Raw genomic sequence first — 19,998 nt, 5'->3', positions numbered from 1 at the left:
TACTCAACAAAGAAAGTGACGGCATTATTACTTACTTCGACTCAATACAAAAATTTTTCAAATTTAAGCTTCGTTTTACCAATTCATATGCACAAGTAATGGAGTAACTCGGTGCTTAAACAGAGGAAATTTCGCTAACCAGCGCTGCCATAATTTCCAGCGAGAACAATTGTGTTCAAAAGGCGATTTAATTGAAATCGTGTCAATCCAAGGAAGCCAACCAGTAAAGTGAAGCTTAGGTTGATATAAACCATGTTGATAATCACCACAACCTAGTTTTTTCCCCATGCGGGTATGACATCTATCTGCCGCAATAACAATCGTTGCTTCAGCATGTTGAAATCGACGTCCTAATAATTGAATAAACTTAGCTAATTGAAGTTCATCACACTCTAACAACGCTTGCTCACAAACAATCATGACAGGCACATTACTCGGTACGGGCAAATCATGGATCCATGTATGTTCAATCGCAGAACCACAACGAACATAATAACGCTCATTTGTATGAAAAAGCTTCTGTCGCCACAATAAGTTTTCATTAATATCTAACTCTAACCAATGACAAAGACCATTATCTAAACGATAAAAACGGGTATCTAAACCTGCGCCAACATTAACAACCCACCCCGAAGGATGACGTTTTAAAAATTGAGCAACTTGCTGATCGCATTGAACGGTCAATGTGGCATGCAATAGCTGTTTTTGATCAATGTCGCCAGAAAGGCATTCAGAAGAAAGGTGGCAATGTTGACATGCAGCCGCTGCGATAGGGTCATAGATAAGACCATTATCGATTAAGCTCTCTCTACTTCTCAACCACATAGGCTGTAAAAGATGGGAAGGTATTTTGTGGCCGAGATTTGTCATCTTCATCTCCATTGATAAACAATAGAGATGATAATGACTATCATTACCAATTGTAAAGCACTATTTACTGCCTTATAGAAGATAATTAAGAGTGAAAATAAATTACATCCAAGTCGTACTGCGGATCACCCCAACAGCAATACCTTCAATAGAAAGGTGTTGAGACGTAAGATCGACTTGAATTGGAGCAAACTCTTCGTTTTCAGCATGAAGAAATACCATTGAACCTTTACGCTCTAAACGCTTAACAGTAACATCATCATCAACACGAGCAACAACCACTTGACCATCATGAACGTCTTGCGTTTTATGTACCGCTAATAAGTCGCCATCCATAATTCCGATGTTTTTCATACTCTCGCCATTTACGCGCAATAAAAAATCCGCTTGTGGCTTAAACATACTAGGATCAACTTGGTAATGACTTTCTACGTGCTCTTGAGCAAGGATAGGCTCACCCGCCGCTACTTGACCGATAAGAGGAAGACCTAAATCTTCAGGCTCTACAGGATCTTGCAATAGGATACGAATACCACGAGAAGCACCTGGAATAATTTCGATCGCTTGCTTACGAGCTAATGCTTTTAAGTGTTCTTCTGCCGCGTTCGCAGAACGAAACCCTAATTCACGAGCAATCTCTGCGCGTGTTGGTGGCATTCCAGTATCTTCAATTTTTGCTTTGATCAACTCAAAGACTTCTTGCTGTCTTGCCGTTAGTGGCTTCATGAATCACCTGTCTGTTTATACAGTGAACTGTGAGTATATACAGCTGTGCTATGCTTTGAAAGGCCTATTGATTAAAAATAAGCCTAATTTATTCATTTATATGTCATATAAGTCTGACTATTGCGGATATTCTGTTCATTTTTATTAAAAGGTTTGACCAGTTCTGCTATTCTTGCCAATAAAGTGTAAGCATCTATATATAACCGAGCATTCGGTACATAACTAAGGCGTTATTGTCATTATGTCTACAGGACAAACTATTTATCACTCTTTACTCAAGTTGCCATTATCGGTCATGGTAAAGAGCACTCCTATTCCATCGAATCCAATTGAAGATCTCAATATCGATATTGAGCGCCCAATTATTTATGCTCTGCCGTTTCGATCTCATGTCGATCTGCTCACATTGCAAAAAAGTGCTAAAGAGTTAGGGCTACCAGATCCTCTTTCTCCAATTGAAATTGATGGTGTGTCTTACCCTCGTTATGTATTCACTTCTATCGGACCAAAGATGTTCGATACTGATGATGATTTACCACAAGAGTCTCTGGATTTATTTAAAATTGTTCTCAAGCACCATGCAGATAATCCTGATGCTGATTTTCAATTAATCCCGACGTCAATTCTTTGGGGAAGAAGACCTGGAAAAGAAGGCACAAGTAAGCCTCATTTAATGCCATTAAATGGGCCACAAAAGTTTGTGACTCTAATTAAAGCTGGTCGTGATTCAACGGTACGCATCAGTCCTGTCGTTTCGTTGCGCTACATGGCAGACAATCACGGTGCAGATGATGCAATAGCTCATAAACTGGCTCGTGTAGCAAAGATCCACTTCTCACGTCAGAAATTAGCGGCATCAGGACCAAACCTTCCGAATCGCCAAGCGTTATTCAATCGGTTATTAAAATCTCAAGCTATTGAAAAAGTGATTTTAGAAGAAGCGAGGATCCGTAACGTTGATGTAGAGAAAGTACGTAAAGAAGCCATGGGGATCATGGAAGAAATTGCAACGAACTTCTCTTATTCGCTGATCAAGAATGGCAATCGAATTCTTAAATGGCTATGGAACCGTCTATACCAAGGCTTAAACATCAACAACGCCGCGACCGTGCGTAAATTAGCACAAGAAGGCCATGAGATTGTTTATGTACCTTGTCACCGCAGCCACATGGATTACCTACTGCTTTCGTATGTTCTTTACCATGAAGGCTTAGTACCACCACATATTGCTGCTGGTATTAACTTAAACTTTTTCCCTGCAGGCCCTATTTTCCGTCGTGGCGGTGCTTTCTTTATTCGCCGTAGCTTTAAAGGTAACCGACTTTACTCTACTATTTTTCGTGAATATTTAGCCGAGTTGTTTGCGAAAGGCTATTCCGTCGAATATTTCAGTGAAGGGGGTCGTTCTCGTACCGGTCGCCTATTGCAGGCCAAAACGGGTATGCTAGCCATGACAGTACAAGCGATGTTACGAGGCTTAAACCGCCCTGTAACCTTGGTGCCTGTGTATATTGGTTATGAACACGTAATGGAAGTAACGACTTACGCAAAAGAGTTACAAGGCAAACGTAAAGAAAAAGAAAACGCAGGACAAGTCCTACGCACGCTTCGTAAACTGCGTAACTTTGGTCAAGGCTATGTAAACTTTGGCGAGCCGATTTCTTTAAACCATTACCTTAATGAACACGCACCTAATTGGTCTGAGTCCATCAACCCAATTGAACCACAAAAGCCAGAGTGGATGTCCCCTGTAGTTAATGGCATCGCAAATAAAATGATGACACACATTAATGACGCAGTCGCAGCCAATGCATTAACACTATGTGCGACCGCTTTACTTGCGGCTCGTCAGCGCGCTCTTAGTAAGGAAGATTTAACTGAGCAACTGGATTGCTACCTGCAGCTATTACGAAACATTCCTTATTCGAATACGGCAACAGTACCCACTCAAGATGCAGAAGCGCTATTAGAGCACGCGATTGCATTAGACAAATTTGTTATTGAAAAAGATACGCTAGGTGAGATTATTTCATTAGACCGAAATCAATCAATATTAATGACCTATTACCGCAATAACATTATTCATCTTTTTGCATTACCGTCTTTAATAGCAAAATTAGTTGTGCAATACCGTTCAATTTCTATCGATAACATTCAGGCACAAATTCAACAGATTTATCCTTTCCTTAAAGCCGAATTATTTCTGCATTATGATGAGAGTGAATTAAACGATGTGGTGAGTCAGCATATCGATGAATTGGTTCGTCAAAAGCTGATCGAAAGAGAAAATGATGTTTTACAACTCAATGCCACCAATATTCTGAAAGTGCATTTACTTGCTCATACGATTTCAGAAACACTGCAACGTTACGCTATTGCATTAACACACTTACAAGCGTCTCCTAAGTTAGGTAAAAATGATTTAGAAGAGCAAAGTCAAATTATGGCGCAACGTTTAAGTCGTTTACATGGTATTAATGCCCCGGAATTTTTCGATAAAGGTGTGTTTGGTATTCTATTTAATACTTTAAAAGCAGAAGGGTATTTAAGCAGTGATGGCGTTGCTGTTATAAGTAAAGTAGAGCCATTTTCTCGAGATATGTCTCGACTACTTAATCCTGAGATCAAGCTCACCATTCAAGCAGTTATGACAAAAGAAGACTAAATCAGCTATCTCTTAATATTAAGATAATAAAAAACCAGTACACGAAACGTACTGGTTTTTTTATGCGTCTAATTTAAAGTTTTGACGTCATTAAATAAGTACGCTCGCACTTATGGCGACAAAAATAAAACCACCCACATAGTTATTATTTAAAAACGCTTCGAAACAAGCCTCTCTTTCACGTCCTTTAATTAACCATTGTTGATACACAAAACACCCTGCAGCGGCTAAGACACCCCAGTTATATAGGCTTGGAAGCGAAAGCTGTATACCTAATGCTATCAATAAAGTAAGTACGGTCAGTTGCAGTAGGCCTATCATGAGCTTATCGAAACGTCCAAATAGAATCGCGGTCGATTTGATACCGATATTGAGGTCATCATCTCTATCTACCATTGCATATTGGGTATCATAAGCAATTGTCCATACCGCATTAATCACAAACAACAACCACGCCTCAGGCGGAACTTGATTTGATTCTGCCGCATAAGCCATCGGGATTGCCCAGCTAAACGCCAATCCCAGTACAAATTGCGGTAAATACGTGATGCGTTTCATAAACGGGTAAGCGATCGCTAACAAAACCCCAATACTCGATAACATAATCGTTAATGTATTCATGGTTAGAACCAGAATAAATGAACACGTAACCAATACAGAAAAAAGAATAAGTGCTTCTTTAGAAGAAACTAATCCAGAAGGCAATGGGCGATTAGCCGTCCGCTTTACATGCCCATCCACTTTACGATCAGCAAAATCATTAATGACACACCCTGCCGAACGCATAAATACAACACCGAGTATAAATACAATCAGTACATGCCAATCTGGAATTCCATCAGCCGCCAAAAATAAAGCCCACAATGTTGGCCATAACAATAACAACGAGCCAATCGGACGATTCATTCTCGTTAATTGCCAAAACGCCTTCGCTTTTGACAGAGTCATTCTTCACTTCCCTTTGAATTGTTTTTTTCTAAATAATAATTATCCGAATAAATAGATGCCTTAGGTAAAAATAATTCCGCCACCAACATTGGCTTTCCATTCATCCACAAACGAGAACGACGAGCAAACAACTCCCCCTTCTCGGTTAAAATTTTTGCTACTTGTAATTGATCTCTAAAAACGTCTTGAGCACTAAAAACAGTAATGCCTAACGGTACATGACCTTGCTTCGTTAAATCGTGGGGCTGATCTTGTAAAGAAGATAACGGTATTAATGTTCTCCCGTAAATCCAATCGACAGCATCACCTCGTAAAACAACTTTACGTCTTAGGCACACTCCATCGCCAATAAGGGCAATTTCATCTGCTCTTAAAGCGCTGGAATCAACATGTGTATTATCCAATACCGATACAGACAACACTTGGCAATGTTGCTCTAAACGGCGTGACAACGAATCTAGGCCTAACAGCCAATACTGTTGCCATTCATTGCTACACGTAAACGTATCGGCGTCTTGCCATTGCACTTTTTTAAGCACAGAAGCACACCAAGAATTGATCTCTGACATATTCTCTATAACATCTCTCACATATATCAATAATATTGAGAGATTACGGTTAATTTTTTCTCACAACTGCCGACTATTGTAACAAGTAATAAAATAAATTGACGGATGAATGGATTAGAAAATGACAAAGAAATCATTATTTGCAGGACTACTGCTAATTATTAGCCAACTTTTTGCTCCTGCTGTTTTAGCAGCCGACGAAACGACACCTAAAATGGGTTACTTCACCTTAGCACCCGATCTAACCACTAATTTTGTTACTACAGGGAAAAAGCTCGGATACATACAAGTTCGCATCGACATTATGGTTGCCGATAATCGTGAAGTTCCACTTCTAGAGCATCATAATCCACAAATCCGTAATGTATTAGTTGAAGTCTTTGGACAACAACCTGAGAACCGAATTAAATCATTGGCTGGTCGTGAAGAAATCAGAAAAGAATGCTTAACGGCAATCAATGAACTGCTGCTTGCTGAGACAGGGAAAACATTAGCTGTGGACTTATTGTTTACTAAATATATCTACCAATAAATAAAAAATAGAGCAAGAAATAATCTTCTTGCTCTATTTTTATTTCGTTTTATTACGCTTTTTTAAACTTGAATTGACTGTCAATTGCTGCAAAAGCACAACCGGTAATCAATCCCACTAAATGTGCAGTATTCGCAATCGCCATAAAAGGCTGAACATACCCAAGAATGATCCATATCAGCATAAACCCTACGATAGGTTTAGACACTGAGATACCTCTTTCAGGAGCCAACCAACCAATAAACCACGAATAGCCTAATAACGCATACACAACACCAGATAGACCACCAAAGTTAGCACCATCTATCCAAAACTGTCCAAGTCCTGAAAATAAAGCAGAAAACAAGAACAACTGAACCAGTTTTGTTCGACCTAAACGTAATTCAATGTCTCCACCAAGCTGCCACCACCACAATAAATTAAAAATAATGTGAGTAGCTGAAAAGTGAAGTAACGCATGAGAGAACCAACGCCATATCTCAATGCTTTGCCCTTGGTTTTCAGGGAAGTGCAATAATTGAAAGACTGAATTATTCCAACCAAATTGCTGCAAAGCAAAAATAATAATACAGCTCACCATAATGAATAACGTAAACACACCGGCTTTGGCTTTTACCATATTCATCATATTGGGTGAAGAATAAGAAAATTTAGCAGTACGAGTATCGGCCATATCCCACGATGCTGATTGATATTTTGTCGCATTAGGATCTTTTAAAAACGCTTGTAGTTCCGATTCAACTTCCAATAGATAAGTATCATCAGACACTACCCATAACGCAAACTGGCCTTCCCCTTCTGGCATCATACGAAGATCAATATGACGTGAAGCCATATAATCAATAAAGGCCTGACCAGCTCTTGGATTTGATAACGCGATCAATCGATGCATAAATTCTCTACTTTTCTACGGGCAAGCCTGCTTTATGCCAGCCTTCAAAACCACCATCAACACTATAAACTTCTTCATAGCCTTGGTTAATTAAATATTGTGCCGCACCTTGGCTACTGTGTCCGTGATAACACATCACTAAAACAGGTTGTTCAAATTCCACTTCATTCATTAGCGTCACGATCGTGTCATTAGTCAAATGAAACGCACCATCAACATGGCCTCGCCCAAAAGATTGTGGATCCCTAATATCAACCATTCTTGCATTATGATCTTTTTGATTTAGCTTTTCTTGTGCATCCGTTACTGAAATATGTTGAAACTGTTCCATATTGAGCCTTTATTATTTATTTAGCACTATTGTACTCTCGATTAACCACAAGAAAAACACAGAGACAGTAAGGGTTAAGCAAAGTTATACACAAAGTTATTATCCACATTGATTATCACACCAAAAATAACTGTTCTTTTTTTAACCGCCTGTGGAAAAACCTGTGAATTACGTTGATAAAGTGGTTTTGTAAAAATTGATCCACAACATGTAGTAAAGATCCTTCTTAAAGTGTGGATAGTAAATACCCTCCTTACTGACTGATTCACCTAGCTTCATCAAAAAATCGTTAAGATCTACACAGGTAATCTTCTAGTTACACACAAGATTTAAAAACACCTTATGATCCTAATCGCAATACCCTAACCATAAAAAAGGCTGAACCCTTTCGGATTCAGCCTTCTGTGTATAACGATAATGCGGTAGTTAAAATATATCTCCTACAGCATCTTTTAATTTTTTCATCGCGTTCTTTTCAAGCTGACGAATTCGCTCAGCAGACACAGAATAAGTGTTAGCTAACTCTTGCAACGTCGTCTTCTCATCAGTTAACCAACGAGATTGAACAATATGTTGACTGCGGTCATCTAACGTTGCTATCGCATTAGCCAAACGATTATTGGTGTAATCTTCCCAATTATCTTCTTCTAATGAATGAGCAATATCTGACTGCTTATCTTCTAAGTAATAAACAGGCGCGGTAAACGCCATATCACGGTCGTCATCTTCGGTTGGAGCTTCAAACGTAGAATCTTGAGCTGCAAGACGGGATTCCATCTCTCTAACTTCAGAAGGCGATACACCTAAGTCTTTAGCAACGGCTTCAACTTCGCCATTATTAAACCAACCAAGACGTTTTTTATTCTTTCTAAGATTGAAGAACAGTTTACGCTGCGCTTTGGTTGTTGCTACTTTCACGATACGCCAGTTTCTTAATACGTATTCATGAATTTCAGCTTTAATCCAATGCACTGCAAATGAAACCAAACGAACACCCACTTCAGGGTTAAATCGTTTTACTGCTTTCATCAAACCAACATTACCTTCTTGGATAAGATCCGCCAAAGGTAAGCCATAACCAGAATATCCACGAGCGACATGAACAACGAAGCGTAGATGAGATAAAATCAGCTCTTTTGCCGCCTCTATTTCTTCTTTGTAGTGTAGACGTTCAGCAAGATCGCGCTCTTTCTCAACCGTTAACATCGGGTAACGATTAACAGAACGTAGATAGCTATCGATGCTATCTTGAGAAACGACAGCCATTGAATACATCTCTTTCGACATTCAAATCCCCATTTATATCTAGATTTAACTTCAACTTAACCTTGCAATAATGTACTTAAAATAAACAGACTGCAAGGGAAAGGCGGAAAATTATCCACACTTTATGGACTAATTTCTGTTAACTAAGTTCAGTTTTTCATAAACAAAAAATAAAAAAGCCGCTAATTCAGATAATTAACGGCTTTTTAAGAAATGGATCACAACAGATAAAAACAGTACTTAAATCCTTATACTGGCTCTATCTCTTTCAAATGACGTAACACCGAGATTCTTGCCGCCAATAAACCTAAAAAGGAAGACAGCATCAGTAATAATAAACTTTCATCCCATGTTAACCCGATCAAGCGGAACACGCTGTCATAAAGTACAGCAACATTATCGACCGCACCATTCAGAGTCACGGTAATAATGGCCGTTAAGAACCAAGCAATAAAACCACCGAGTAAACCAAACCACATCCCAGTGTATAAATAAGGACGTAATATAAAGGTATTTGTTGCTCCCACTAACTTCATCACCTGGATTTCATCTTTTTGTTCCAACACATTAAACCGCAATGTATTACCAACAATAAGGAAGACAGCAATAAACATTAAAACAGCTAACGTTGTCGCCACAACGACAGCAACATGCTTAATGGCATCTAAACGCATTAACCAGTCATCATCCAAGCGAACTTCGTTGACATAAGACTGCTGTTTTAGACGACTCACTAACTGATTCACTTTCTCTGTCGTTTGCCATTCCGTTTTAGGTGAAACAATCAATACTGCGGGCAAAGGATTACTATCAAGTAATGTTAAGGCTTGTTCAAAACCAGAATGCTCACTGAGTTCTTTTAACCCTTCTTGTGGAGAAATGTATTGAATCGCTTCAACCTCTTCCCACCCATCCAATTCTGTTTTTAATTCTAACACTTTTGATTCAGCTACGTTTTGTTGTAAATACAAGCTCACTTGCGAAGGTGCTTGCCATTTTGAAGCAACAATCGTTAAGTTTTTACCCACCAAATACATCGTTGAAGGCAGAGTTAGCGACATAGCAATAACAGCAAGTGTTAATAAGTTACCTAATGGGCGACGTAATAGTTCTTGAAAAGAAAGTCTTGCCTGTTTTTTATGAGAAGCCCAAAATCCATCATTCGATGCGCCTTGAGTATTTTTTGCTTTACGCTTAGCCATGTTCAGCTACCTCACGTAGACACCCTTGGTGAAGATCAAAACGACGGTATTTATTACCACCAATTAATGACAAATCATGCGATGCCATTAATACACTCACACCCACACGATTAAACTCAGCAAATAAGTTAAACACTTGGCGAGATAATTGAGGATCAAGGTTACCCGTTGGTTCATCCGCTAATAACAACATCGGCTTATTAACGACAGCCCGAGCGATACCTACTCGTTGTTGCTCACCACCTGATAACTGCATCGGATAGCTCTTTGCTTTATCTAATAAGCCCGTTTTGTCTAATGCTGCAGATACACGACGTTTAATGTCATTCTCTCTCACTGATTCAACACGCATAGGTAATGCAACATTATCAAAAACAGTGCGATTCATTAATAATTTATGATCTTGAAATACAATGCCAATATTACGACGTAAAAAGGGAATATCTTGATTAGAGATCTTCGTAATATCATGCCCATTAAATAAAATCTTACCGTCACTTGGACGTTCAATCGCACAGATCAATTTCAGCAAGGTACTTTTACCTGCGCCGGAATGACCACTTAAAAAAGCCATTTCGCCTCTATTAAGGTGAAAATTTACTTTTTGTAATGCTGGGCGACCACCTCGATAGGCTTTTGAAACTTGCTGAAATCGAATCACATGTTATTCCTCACGACTAAATAGCGCATCAATGAAATCTTGCGCCACAAACGGACGTAAATCATCAATGCCTTCACCAACACCAATATAACGGATTGGGATTTGAAATTGATCGGCAATAGAGAAGATTACGCCACCTTTTGCAGTACCATCTAATTTTGTTAATGTAATTCCCGTAACCGGTGCAACATCGCTAAATAGTTTGGCTTGGCTAATGGCGTTTTGACCAGTACCCGCATCAAGCGTTAGCATCACTTCATGAGGCGCTGATGGATCTATCTTCTGCATTACACGTACAATTTTACGCAACTCTTCCATCAAGTTACTCTTATTTTGGAGACGACCTGCAGTATCTGCAATCACAACGTCTACTTTTCGAGCTTTTGCGGCTTCAATGGCATCATAAATAACCGAGGCGCTGTCGGCACCAGTGTGCTGCGCAATAACAGGGACATCATTACGTTGACCCCACACTTGAAGTTGTTCAACTGCCGCTGCACGGAACGTATCGCCCGCCGCTAAAATGACGGACTTACCATCATTTTGAAATTGTTTGGCTAACTTACCAATTGTCGTCGTTTTACCTACCCCATTAACACCAACCATTAAGATTACATGAGGGCTGTTTTTTTCATCGATGACTAAAGGTTGTTCCACTTTAACTAAAATCTCAGCCATTTCTTCTTTTAGCAGGCCATATAAAGCTTCACCATCTTTCAAATCACGCTTACTTGCCTTTTCCGTTAAGCTATTAATAATTTTAACAGTGGTATCCATCCCCACATCAGCAATCAATAATTGCTCTTCTAATTCTTCAAATAGATCTTCATCTATTTTTTTACCGCTGAATAAACCAAAAAATCCCGCACCAATGTTTTCTTTTGTGCGCTGTAAACTGCGCTTTAATCGAGCAAAAAAACTTTCTGTTGGCTTTTCTTGTACTTCTTCAATATTAGACGTCGCAATTTCTTCAACGACTACAGCCTCAACAACCAGCTCTTCTTCTTTATTTTCTTCAAGTGTAGAGTCAATTACCTCCAATTGCTGTGGTTCATCCACTTCAATGGAAGTCGTAACCTCTTCATTCTCTTTGAGCTGTTCAATTTGAACATCTTCAATTACACTCTCATCAGTGCTTTCTTCTACTGATTGTTGCTCTACTGTTGGTTGTTCGGCTTTTTCTTCATCACCAAAACCTAACCAAGACAATAATCCGCGTTTCTTTTTGCCTGTCATTGAGAAATCCTAGAATTAAATTGGTACTATTTTCTCGTATACTATCACTTTCTTAGCGGTCAAAAAATCTATGCTTAAACGTAAACAACATTCATCTCGCACTTCTAACACAAATAGAGCCTCTGGAAGTATCCGAATCATCAGCGGACGCTGGCGTGGACGTAAACTTCCAGTGCATGATGCAGAGGGATTAAGACCCACAACTGATCGCATAAAAGAAACCGTATTTAATTGGTTAGCCCTTGATATTCCTCGTTCTCGTTGCTTGGATCTATTTTCTGGTAGCGGTGGTTTAGGATTTGAAGCGGCCTCTCGTGGAGCCGAACACGTTGTGATGCTTGAATTAAACAAACAAGCTCATACCCAATTAAAACAAAATGCAGAAAGCCTAAAAGCCGATAATATAGAACTTCATCATATCGATGCATTAGCGTATTTAAACCAAACTCCCACGCCATTTGATGTCGTCTTTATTGATCCTCCTTTTAGAAAAGACCTACTAGAAGAAACATTAACTAAATTAGAACAAAATGGTTGGCTTACTAAAAATGCAATGATTTACATTGAAGCGGAAAAAGAACTAAGCTCATTGCCAACGCCTGCTCATTGGCGATTACATAGAGATAAAACCGCAGGACAAGTTACATTTAAACTATATGAAAGAGAGGAATAGATGAAAGGACTGATCATTCTTGCCAAAGCAGCCATAGGGTTTGTTTGGCTAATTTTATTATTAAATATTTTTATGCCTTTCCCAGGAAAAGCAGCCATTGCCCTCTATATCATGACCGCCTTCTTATTCATGATGCATGGCTTACAGACGCTTATCTTTATTGGCGCATTCGGCGATAAGATCACCATGAGCCGATGGGAAAAATGGTCCATTCTGATTTTTGGTGTCTTTGCATTACTCGATATAAGAACAAAACACATGATGGAAAAATAACCCTCATCAAACGATAGTATTAAGGAGCATTTATTGTTCCTTTTTTTATGCCTATCAGTCATTCGTTCTGCCACTTTTCAATTCACTATGTATGTTATGATCTCATCTTATTCTTACGTTTCTAATTTCGGTACTCATTTATGGACACATTCTCCGCAGCAGTCATGCTTTTTTTGATCATGGATCCAATGGGTAATTTACCTGTATTTACCTCTATCCTTAAACACGTAGAGAAAAAGCGAAGACGCATTATTTTAATTAGAGAACTGCTGATTGCTCTGTCTATTATGATGGCTTTTCTTTTTATGGGAGAGCAAATACTAAACTTCTTAAGTTTAAAAAAAGAAGCCGTGTCTATTTCAGGTGCCATCATTCTCTTTTTAATCGGTTTAAAAATGATTTTCCCACCAGAAGGGGGATTAGGGGCGAGTTTAGGGGCCGGTGACGAACCTTTAATTGTGCCTCTCGCAATACCTATGATTGCAGGGCCTTCTATCTTGGCCACATTATTATTATTGGCTCACCAAGAACCTAATCGCATGGCTGATTGGAGTTTAGCACTATTAGGCGCTTGGGCTGCAACCACCATCATTTTAATGTTCTCTGATTTATTCCAACGAGTTGTAGGAGAAAAAGGACTCGCTGCAATAGAGCGCTTAATGGGCATGTTACTGTTAATGATTTCAGTTCAAATGTTCCTAGATGGCATCATGAGTTACTTTAAATATGCAACAACAACCATCGGCATGTAGTTTTATGCAATTATAAAAAAGGTCGCTTACTAGCGACCTTTTTTGTATTTAATGATTACACATGCGTTCAGGGTCTGCGATTAAGCCATCATTGGTTTCTATTACTTTCTTCTTAGATAATAAAAAAGTCAGTAATTCATTTAACGTTAACTCTTGCTGACTGCATGTATGGAAACAAACGTCAGAACCGAACTCCGTAATAACCCTCAATTCTAACTCAGCACGAGGTAAAGGAACCTCAGAGTTCAGTAGAATGTTTAATACACTGTGTCCATGGACATCTTGCTTCATTGCGCTTCCTAATAAAATATAAGGTCTTATCGTCAGCATAACAAAGATCATCGTCTATACTTTTGTTATAGATCTAAACTTACCGTTTTTAATCTCTATCAGTAGTATTGCAAACTCAATGAAAACGTAAAAATAGGCATTATTTACTGCTTCCTATCTGCACGCCCTTATTATGCTAAAAAAACTCCCACCCAAGACATGAAAATACATTCAAAACCACAAGAAAACAAACTTAAATCAATAAAAAACAATAACTTAAAAATAACAAATTAAATTTAAGTATAGAAAAAATACGAAATACACTGAATGAAAACAAGATCTTTAGACTAATTTTAGTGTTAGAAGTAAGCAACTAGGCAAATGATCAATGATTTACAGCAATAAACTGGAAAAATAAAAAGAGAAAGATAACTATCACTATAAATGGGCACGCTAAGCCCCAAAACAAGACGATAAATAAGTGATTAATTATCAAACGAGTAAAAATAGCATTTAGCCCATACTTATCAGTAACTTATACCAACCTAACACAAAATCAACATAATAAACCGATATATCAACAGACAAAAGATAACCTTAAAACAGTGATAAAAGCACACTTTTGTCAGAGAAAAGTTATTTTTTCAAGCTTTAGAGCACTCAGGGGTTGATCAAAGTACGAAAATGATGCTATTCTATTTGTCAAGCAATGATAGAAGACATTAAAGGAGCATAATAATGATTACTTCATCGCAAAAACAAGGACTTATGATGATAGCCGTAGTTGTTGGACTAATGACTCTGCCAATGATGTACTAATATACATTCAAATAAGTTTATATAAAAAAACGGACGCATTTGCGTCCGTTTTTTTATATCAGAAAAGAAGATATTAGAATAGATTCTTAATATTATCCCAGTGAATCAAATAGATACCAACTGAAATCAACGTAGAAAACAACACAATAAAGAAAACTAGTTTCCAAAGAAAGCGGCTCGCTCTAGGTGTCAAAATATCAATTGATTCTTGGCTAGCACTCTTAAAACCTGCTTTATCCTCTAATTTATACCCATCTTCATGCACCACTTTATTTCTTATCGTAGCTATAAAGCGTAATTTTTTAATTACATCGTGTGGTAACCGCTCTTCACAACTACTGATCAGTTGATGTAAGCCTTTACCTTCAGCGTGATAATGCATTTTTAATAACGATTCTATTTTCCTGCTTTGTTTTACCACAAGATCAATATCCGACATTTCACTCTCCTAGCAACTCACTTTATTCTTTCTACTGTACTCGAATTGAAAATCAAACACACAGATAACCTTTATTTTTATACTTATAAAAACGCTTTTCTTATTTTTAATCTTCGAGTCAGATCTCAAATTCTAATTTGTCACATTATTAATAAACAAATAATAGAAGAAATAAATAGAAAACCCCCACACTCTCGACAAATAGTCATTATCTCCTCTTTATAGAAACGGTAGAATAAAACGTATTTATCACTCGTAAGTTTAAGGACAACCATGCCAGTTATTTATATCGTTACGCTATTTATTTTCATCCTCATCGCTGCGGTATTATTTAAGCGCTTTCAAAGTAAATACATGCTTGGCGAAAATGCCCCTGAGATGAAAACAGAAGTGACTATTCTTGATAAACAGATCATTGAGATTACCGATGCCCAACCTGGAGAAGAAGGGCAAGAGTTTTGGATTTATGTACAGAAAGGAAATTTTGGCCCCAAAAGAGAATTTGAAGTAGGCATTCATTTTTTTAATGCTCTAAACCCTGGCGATAAAGGTATAATGACTTATCAAGGACGTAAGTTTCATCACTTTGCGTTAAAGCGAGACTAATTTCAGGGACACATTATGACCAACCAATTACTTTCAGCCACCCCATTAACCTCTCTGGCTGGTGTCGGCGCGAAAGTAGCCGAAAAGCTGGCTAAAATTGGTTTGGTTAGTATCCAAGATTTACTTTTTCACCTGCCTCTACGCTATGAAGATCGAACCAAAGTCTACCCAATAGCACGTGTTTATGCCGGCTTATTTGCCGCAGTACAAGGCAATGTCATGTCTTGTGATCTTCAATTTGGCAAAAGAAAAATGCTGTTAGTAAAAATCAGTGATGGCAACGGAACGATTACACTGCGCTTTTTCAATTTTAATGCAGGAATGAAAAACCATTTTAGTGAAGGTAAATTAGTCCATGCTTACGGAGAGATAAAACGAGGCGGTGTAGGTTTAGAAATTGTTCACCCTGATTATCAATTTCATACTCCCTCTAAACCTTTAGACATTGAAGCAACATTAACCCCCGTTTACCCTGCGACTGATGGTCTTCGCCAAAACACACTCCGCAGCCTTACCGATCAAGCACTTGTACTCTTAGACAAAGCCGCGGTCACCGAATTATTACCACAAGGGTTATACAATAATCAAATAACGCTAAATCAAGCGTTGCATATTATTCATCGCCCTGATCCTTCAATTAACTTAGAAGCGTTTGATGAAGGAAAGCATCCAGCACAACAACGATTGATTATTGAAGAATTATTAGCACAGAACCTATCTATGCTATCGGTACGCAGTAAAGGCCAGCAAGAAAATGCGTTACCATTAACAACAAGAAGTAATCTAAAGCAAAAATTATTAGCACAGCTCCCCTTCACCCCAACAAATGCACAACAGCGAGTCGTGGCTGAAATAGAACACGATTTAGCAAAACCACACCCAATGATGCGCTTAGTTCAAGGGGATGTTGGCTCAGGTAAAACCCTTGTCTCTGCATTAGCCGCAGTACAAGCCATAGAACATGGTTACCAAGTTGCATTAATGGCCCCTACAGAGCTGTTAGCAGAACAACACGCCATTAACTTTACCAAGTGGTTTGAGAGCATGGGTATCCCTGTTGGGTGGCTAGCAGGAAAGCTAACAGGAAAAGCGAAAGAAAAAGAATTAACCCGTATTGCTAGCGGTGAAGCAAAAATGATAGTGGGCACTCACGCACTTTTCCAACAACATGTTCAATTTCACCATCTCGCGTTGGTGATTATCGATGAACAACATCGTTTTGGTGTTGACCAACGCCTAGAGCTACGAGAAAAGGGGCTAAAAAATGGGGCTTATCCACATCAATTAATCATGACAGCAACGCCAATACCTCGAACCTTGGCAATGACAGCGTATGCTGATCTTGAAACCTCTGTAATTGATGAATTACCGCCGGGAAGAACACCAATTCAAACGGTCGCGGTTCCTGATACCCGCCGAAGCGAGATCGTGGATAAAGTAAAAACAGCCTGTCTTGAAGATGGACGTCAAGCCTACTGGGTATGTACGTTAATCGATGATTCAGAAGTACTAGAGGCACAAGCTGCATCAGACACAGCAGAATCACTTCGCTTACAACTACCAGAACTTAATATTGGTTTAGTTCATGGCAGAATGAAATCGCAAGAAAAACAACACATCATGCAAGAATTCAAAGAAGGTAAGTTACATTTGTTAGTAGCCACTACCGTTATTGAAGTCGGTGTCGATGTACCAAATTCAAGCTTAATGATCATAGAGAACCCAGAAAGATTAGGTCTTGCTCAATTACATCAATTACGAGGCCGTGTGGGTCGAGGAACAGTAGCAAGTCACTGTGTTCTGCTTTATCACGCCCCATTATCTAAAACGGCACAAAAGCGATTAAGTGTGCTACGCGAAAGTAATGATGGCTTTGTCATCGCACAACGAGATTTAGAAATTCGTGGGCCCGGTGAGTTATTAGGAACAAAACAAACAGGATTAGCAGATTTTAAAATTGCCGATTTAGTTCGAGATCAACACTTAATCCCTGAAGTCCAACGCATTGCACGTTATATTCATGACAGTTACCCAAGTAATGCAAAAGCCATTATTCAGCGCTGGCTTGGCGAACGAGATATTTACTCAAACGCTTAAGCTTAATTAATCTCATAATAATGCCATAGACACAAAAAAGGTGAGTACATACTCACCTTTTCACATTTACAACATCAGCGTTCTGATTAGTAGTAAGAGTGCTCACCACGATCATGCTCTGTCAGATCTTTAACCGCCGTTAATTCACCTTCAAATTGAGCTAAAAGCTCTTTTTCAATGCCTTCTTTTAATGTCACGTCAACCATCGAGCAACCATTACAGCCACCACCAAATTGAACAATCGCAATACCGGCTTCGGTGATTTCCATTAGACTTACGTGACCACCATGGCCAGCAAGCTGAGGGTTCACTTGAGTTTGAATCGCGTATTCAACACGTTCAAATAACGGTGCATCATCATTTACTTTACGCATTTTTGCGTTAGGCGCTTTCAATGTTAATTGAGAGCCCATTTTATCCGTAACGTAATCGATATCTGCATCTTCTAAGAAAGGCAAACTTAGCTCATCTACATACGCAGATAAGTTTTCAAATTTCAGTTCAGTATCGTTCGCTTCAATCGCTTCCGGTGGGCAATATGATACGCCACACTCTGCATTTTGAGTTCCTGGGTTAACCACGAATACACGAATGTTTGTCCCCTCTGGCTGTTGTGCCAGAAGTTTTGCAAAGTGCTCTTGAGCACTTTCAGTAATATTGATTGAAGTCACAAGTAATACCTGACTAAATTAGTATGATTAAGGATTGTACTCTGAAAAACACTGAATTTCGAGTATCGAACCGAAATTATACCAATCTTAATAATCAATTTATCAAGATTGGTGCTCATTATTCACAAATTAAAATAGAATCCCATGGAAGATTCTCGTCACCTAATACAATAAAATTAGGGTTCTCTAACGACTCTCGTTCATTGTACGACAGTGGTTCAAGCTTGGTTGATAATATACGACCACCCGCTTCTTGAACAATACATTGTGTTGCTGCGGTATCCCACTCGCCTGTTGGCCCCAAACGTAAATAACAATCGACAGCACCTTCTGCAACCAAACAGGCTTTTAAGGCGGCGGATCCCAATGGCACTAAATCATAATTCCATTCAGAACTCATACAGCGAGTAATGTTATTAATGTTTTGGCGACGACTTATCGCAACCGCAATTGGCTGCTTCTCTTCTTCATGCTTAAGCGTGCTAATGCGCACACTTTCATCCATATCAGGGATTTTCCATGCACCTTTACCTTCATAAGCATAATAAGTGACACCAGAAACCGGCGCATAAACAACCCCCATAATAGGACGGTTATTTTCAACCAATGCAATGATGGTAGCAAAATCACCACTACGAGCAATAAACTCTTGAGTTCCATCAAGCGGATCAACTAACCAATAGCGCTCCCACTGAGAACGTTGTTCTAAAGACACATTCGCGTCTTCTTCAGATAAAATTGGAATATCAGGCGTCAGTTGAGACAGCTTTTCCATGATCAATTTATGAGCAGCTAAATCCGCACTTGTCACTGGCGTTTGATCCGCTTTAATAAACGCTTCAAAATCGCCTTTTTCATAGATATCTAAAATCAATTGACCTGAAGCGCGAGCAATTTTGATCACGTCAGGAAGAAGATGTGAAAACGTAGAATCCATCAATATCACTCCTTTTCTAAAAATTGTTGAGCAAGCAATAATGCACTAATGCATCTTGCTTCTGAAAAATCGAGATGATGAAGTAATTCAGACGCTTGACTTAATGGCCAGCGAACAATGTCTAATGGCTCAGGTTCGTCCCCTTCCAATCTCTCAGGGTACAAGCCTTGGGCAACAAAAAGCGTCATTTTACTCGAGAAATAAGACGGCGCTAAAACCAATTCTTTTAATGCTGTTAATTTCTCTGCACCAAAGCCAATCTCTTCTTTCAATTCTCGGTTTGCCGCTTCTATTGGCATTTCACCTTCATCGATTAATCCTTTAGGGAACCCAAGCTCATAGCGTTCAGTCCCAACCGCATATTCACGAACTAAGAGTAAATCACCCTGCTCAGTAACAGGAACCATCATAACCGCATGACGACCACTTGGTTTCATTCGTTCATAAGTACGTTCCACACCATTTGAAAAACGCAGATCAACCGATTCAATACAAAACAGTTTTGATTTCGCTTCAATTCGTTTATCTAAGATGGTCGGCAATTGTTTTTTAGCCATCATATA

General features: G+C 38.9%; 22 protein-coding genes. 7 read left to right on the top strand and 15 right to left on the bottom strand.

What is annotated here, in order from left to right:
• Positions 1 to 75: 75 nt before the first annotated feature.
• Positions 76 to 870 carry a class I SAM-dependent methyltransferase gene (locus A6E04_RS17340; RefSeq protein ID WP_026025338.1) on the bottom strand — a complete coding sequence of 265 codons (795 nt, stop codon included), beginning with the start codon at positions 868 to 870 and terminating at the stop codon, positions 76 to 78.
• A gap of 102 nt (positions 871 to 972) precedes the next feature.
• Positions 973 to 1,596, bottom strand: a complete 624-nt coding sequence (lexA, locus tag A6E04_RS17335) for a transcriptional repressor LexA (protein WP_012551311.1) — start codon at positions 1,594 to 1,596, stop codon at positions 973 to 975.
• A gap of 241 nt (positions 1,597 to 1,837) precedes the next feature.
• On the opposite strand from lexA, the gene plsB reads away from it, so the two are divergent.
• Positions 1,838 to 4,261: a glycerol-3-phosphate 1-O-acyltransferase PlsB gene (gene plsB / locus A6E04_RS17330; RefSeq protein WP_065611973.1), complete on the top strand. Its 2,424-nt coding sequence runs from the start codon at positions 1,838 to 1,840 to the stop codon at positions 4,259 to 4,261.
• 90 nt (positions 4,262 to 4,351) lie between these two features.
• Here the strand turns inward: plsB and ubiA are convergent, their stop codons facing one another.
• Both ubiA and A6E04_RS17320 read right to left on the bottom strand, forming a co-directional pair.
• Positions 4,352 to 5,209: a 4-hydroxybenzoate octaprenyltransferase gene (ubiA, locus tag A6E04_RS17325; protein WP_012551313.1), complete on the bottom strand. Its 858-nt coding sequence runs from the start codon at positions 5,207 to 5,209 to the stop codon at positions 4,352 to 4,354.
• Entirely contained in the window at positions 5,206 to 5,778 is a 573-nt protein-coding gene (locus A6E04_RS17320) for a chorismate--pyruvate lyase family protein (RefSeq protein ID WP_017020963.1), read from the bottom strand. The genes ubiA and A6E04_RS17320 overlap by 4 nt, the downstream gene beginning before the upstream one ends.
• Positions 5,779 to 5,899: 121 nt before the next feature.
• Here A6E04_RS17320 and A6E04_RS17315 point away from each other — a divergent pair, with 121 nt between their 5' ends.
• Positions 5,900 to 6,310 carry a flagellar basal body-associated protein FliL gene (locus A6E04_RS17315; protein WP_012551315.1) on the top strand — a complete coding sequence of 137 codons (411 nt, stop codon included), beginning with the start codon at positions 5,900 to 5,902 and terminating at the stop codon, positions 6,308 to 6,310.
• A gap of 52 nt (positions 6,311 to 6,362) precedes the next feature.
• Here A6E04_RS17315 and glpG read toward each other — a convergent pair whose 3' ends face one another.
• The 6 genes from glpG to ftsY form a co-directional block, all read right to left on the bottom strand.
• Positions 6,363 to 7,202 (bottom strand): rhomboid family intramembrane serine protease GlpG, encoded by an 840-nt coding sequence (glpG, locus tag A6E04_RS17310; protein ID WP_065611972.1) that lies wholly within the window; start codon positions 7,200 to 7,202, stop codon positions 6,363 to 6,365.
• A gap of 7 nt (positions 7,203 to 7,209) precedes the next feature.
• On the bottom strand, positions 7,210 to 7,533 hold the full coding sequence (gene glpE, locus A6E04_RS17305) for a thiosulfate sulfurtransferase GlpE (RefSeq protein WP_017020961.1): 324 nt from the start codon (positions 7,531 to 7,533) through the stop codon (positions 7,210 to 7,212).
• A gap of 426 nt (positions 7,534 to 7,959) precedes the next feature.
• Positions 7,960 to 8,820: an RNA polymerase sigma factor RpoH gene (rpoH, locus tag A6E04_RS17300; protein WP_012551318.1), complete on the bottom strand. Its 861-nt coding sequence runs from the start codon at positions 8,818 to 8,820 to the stop codon at positions 7,960 to 7,962.
• Positions 8,821 to 9,047: 227 nt separating this feature from the next.
• Positions 9,048 to 10,001, bottom strand: a complete 954-nt coding sequence (gene ftsX / locus A6E04_RS17295) for a permease-like cell division protein FtsX (protein WP_012551319.1) — start codon at positions 9,999 to 10,001, stop codon at positions 9,048 to 9,050.
• Entirely contained in the window at positions 9,994 to 10,662 is a 669-nt protein-coding gene (gene ftsE, locus A6E04_RS17290) for a cell division ATP-binding protein FtsE (protein ID WP_012551320.1), read from the bottom strand. Before ftsE ends, ftsX begins: the two co-directional genes overlap by 8 nt.
• Positions 10,663 to 10,665: 3 nt before the next feature.
• Positions 10,666 to 11,898 carry a signal recognition particle-docking protein FtsY gene (gene ftsY / locus A6E04_RS17285; protein WP_012551321.1) on the bottom strand — a complete coding sequence of 411 codons (1,233 nt, stop codon included), beginning with the start codon at positions 11,896 to 11,898 and terminating at the stop codon, positions 10,666 to 10,668.
• A 70-nt stretch (positions 11,899 to 11,968) separates the two neighbouring features.
• Between ftsY and rsmD the strand changes: the two genes are divergently transcribed.
• From rsmD to A6E04_RS17270, 3 genes are all read left to right on the top strand, one after another.
• The gene (gene rsmD / locus A6E04_RS17280) at positions 11,969 to 12,571 is read left to right on the top strand and encodes a 16S rRNA (guanine(966)-N(2))-methyltransferase RsmD (RefSeq protein ID WP_017020959.1); all 603 of its coding nucleotides are present in this window, start codon (positions 11,969 to 11,971) and stop codon (positions 12,569 to 12,571) included.
• Entirely contained in the window at positions 12,572 to 12,844 is a 273-nt protein-coding gene (locus tag A6E04_RS17275; RefSeq protein WP_065611971.1) for a DUF1145 domain-containing protein, read from the top strand.
• Positions 12,845 to 12,984: 140 nt separating this feature from the next.
• Positions 12,985 to 13,596 (top strand): YhgN family NAAT transporter, encoded by a 612-nt coding sequence (locus A6E04_RS17270; RefSeq protein ID WP_065611970.1) that lies wholly within the window; start codon positions 12,985 to 12,987, stop codon positions 13,594 to 13,596.
• A 48-nt stretch (positions 13,597 to 13,644) separates the two neighbouring features.
• On the opposite strand, the gene A6E04_RS17265 is transcribed toward A6E04_RS17270, so the two are convergent.
• Entirely contained in the window at positions 13,645 to 13,887 is a 243-nt protein-coding gene (locus tag A6E04_RS17265) for a YecH family metal-binding protein (protein ID WP_065611969.1), read from the bottom strand.
• An 871-nt stretch (positions 13,888 to 14,758) separates the two neighbouring features.
• Positions 14,759 to 15,124: a hypothetical protein gene (locus tag A6E04_RS17260; protein WP_012551325.1), complete on the bottom strand. Its 366-nt coding sequence runs from the start codon at positions 15,122 to 15,124 to the stop codon at positions 14,759 to 14,761.
• A gap of 273 nt (positions 15,125 to 15,397) precedes the next feature.
• Between A6E04_RS17260 and A6E04_RS17255 the strand changes: the two genes are divergently transcribed.
• The gene (locus tag A6E04_RS17255) at positions 15,398 to 15,730 is read left to right on the top strand and encodes a DUF2500 domain-containing protein (RefSeq protein WP_012551326.1); all 333 of its coding nucleotides are present in this window, start codon (positions 15,398 to 15,400) and stop codon (positions 15,728 to 15,730) included.
• A gap of 15 nt (positions 15,731 to 15,745) precedes the next feature.
• The gene (gene recG, locus A6E04_RS17250) at positions 15,746 to 17,827 is read left to right on the top strand and encodes an ATP-dependent DNA helicase RecG (protein ID WP_065611968.1); all 2,082 of its coding nucleotides are present in this window, start codon (positions 15,746 to 15,748) and stop codon (positions 17,825 to 17,827) included.
• 86 nt (positions 17,828 to 17,913) lie between these two features.
• Here the strand turns inward: recG and nfuA are convergent, their stop codons facing one another.
• The 3 genes from nfuA to nudE form a co-directional block, all read right to left on the bottom strand.
• Positions 17,914 to 18,498 carry a Fe-S biogenesis protein NfuA gene (nfuA, locus tag A6E04_RS17245; RefSeq protein ID WP_012551328.1) on the bottom strand — a complete coding sequence of 195 codons (585 nt, stop codon included), beginning with the start codon at positions 18,496 to 18,498 and terminating at the stop codon, positions 17,914 to 17,916.
• A gap of 118 nt (positions 18,499 to 18,616) precedes the next feature.
• On the bottom strand, positions 18,617 to 19,435 hold the full coding sequence (gene cysQ, locus A6E04_RS17240) for a 3'(2'),5'-bisphosphate nucleotidase CysQ (protein WP_065611967.1): 819 nt from the start codon (positions 19,433 to 19,435) through the stop codon (positions 18,617 to 18,619).
• 5 nt (positions 19,436 to 19,440) lie between these two features.
• Complete coding sequence (nudE, locus tag A6E04_RS17235) at positions 19,441 to 19,992, bottom strand: ADP compounds hydrolase NudE (RefSeq protein ID WP_012551330.1); 552 nt, start codon at positions 19,990 to 19,992, stop codon at positions 19,441 to 19,443.
• Between the last annotated feature and the right edge of the window lie 6 nt (positions 19,993 to 19,998).

Origin of the sequence: Aliivibrio logei (genome assembly GCF_001691055.1) — a bacterium.
GTDB classification, from domain to species: Bacteria; Pseudomonadota; Gammaproteobacteria; order Enterobacterales; family Vibrionaceae; genus Aliivibrio; species Aliivibrio salmonicida.
This window is presented reverse-complemented; position numbering and strand designations above follow the sequence as displayed.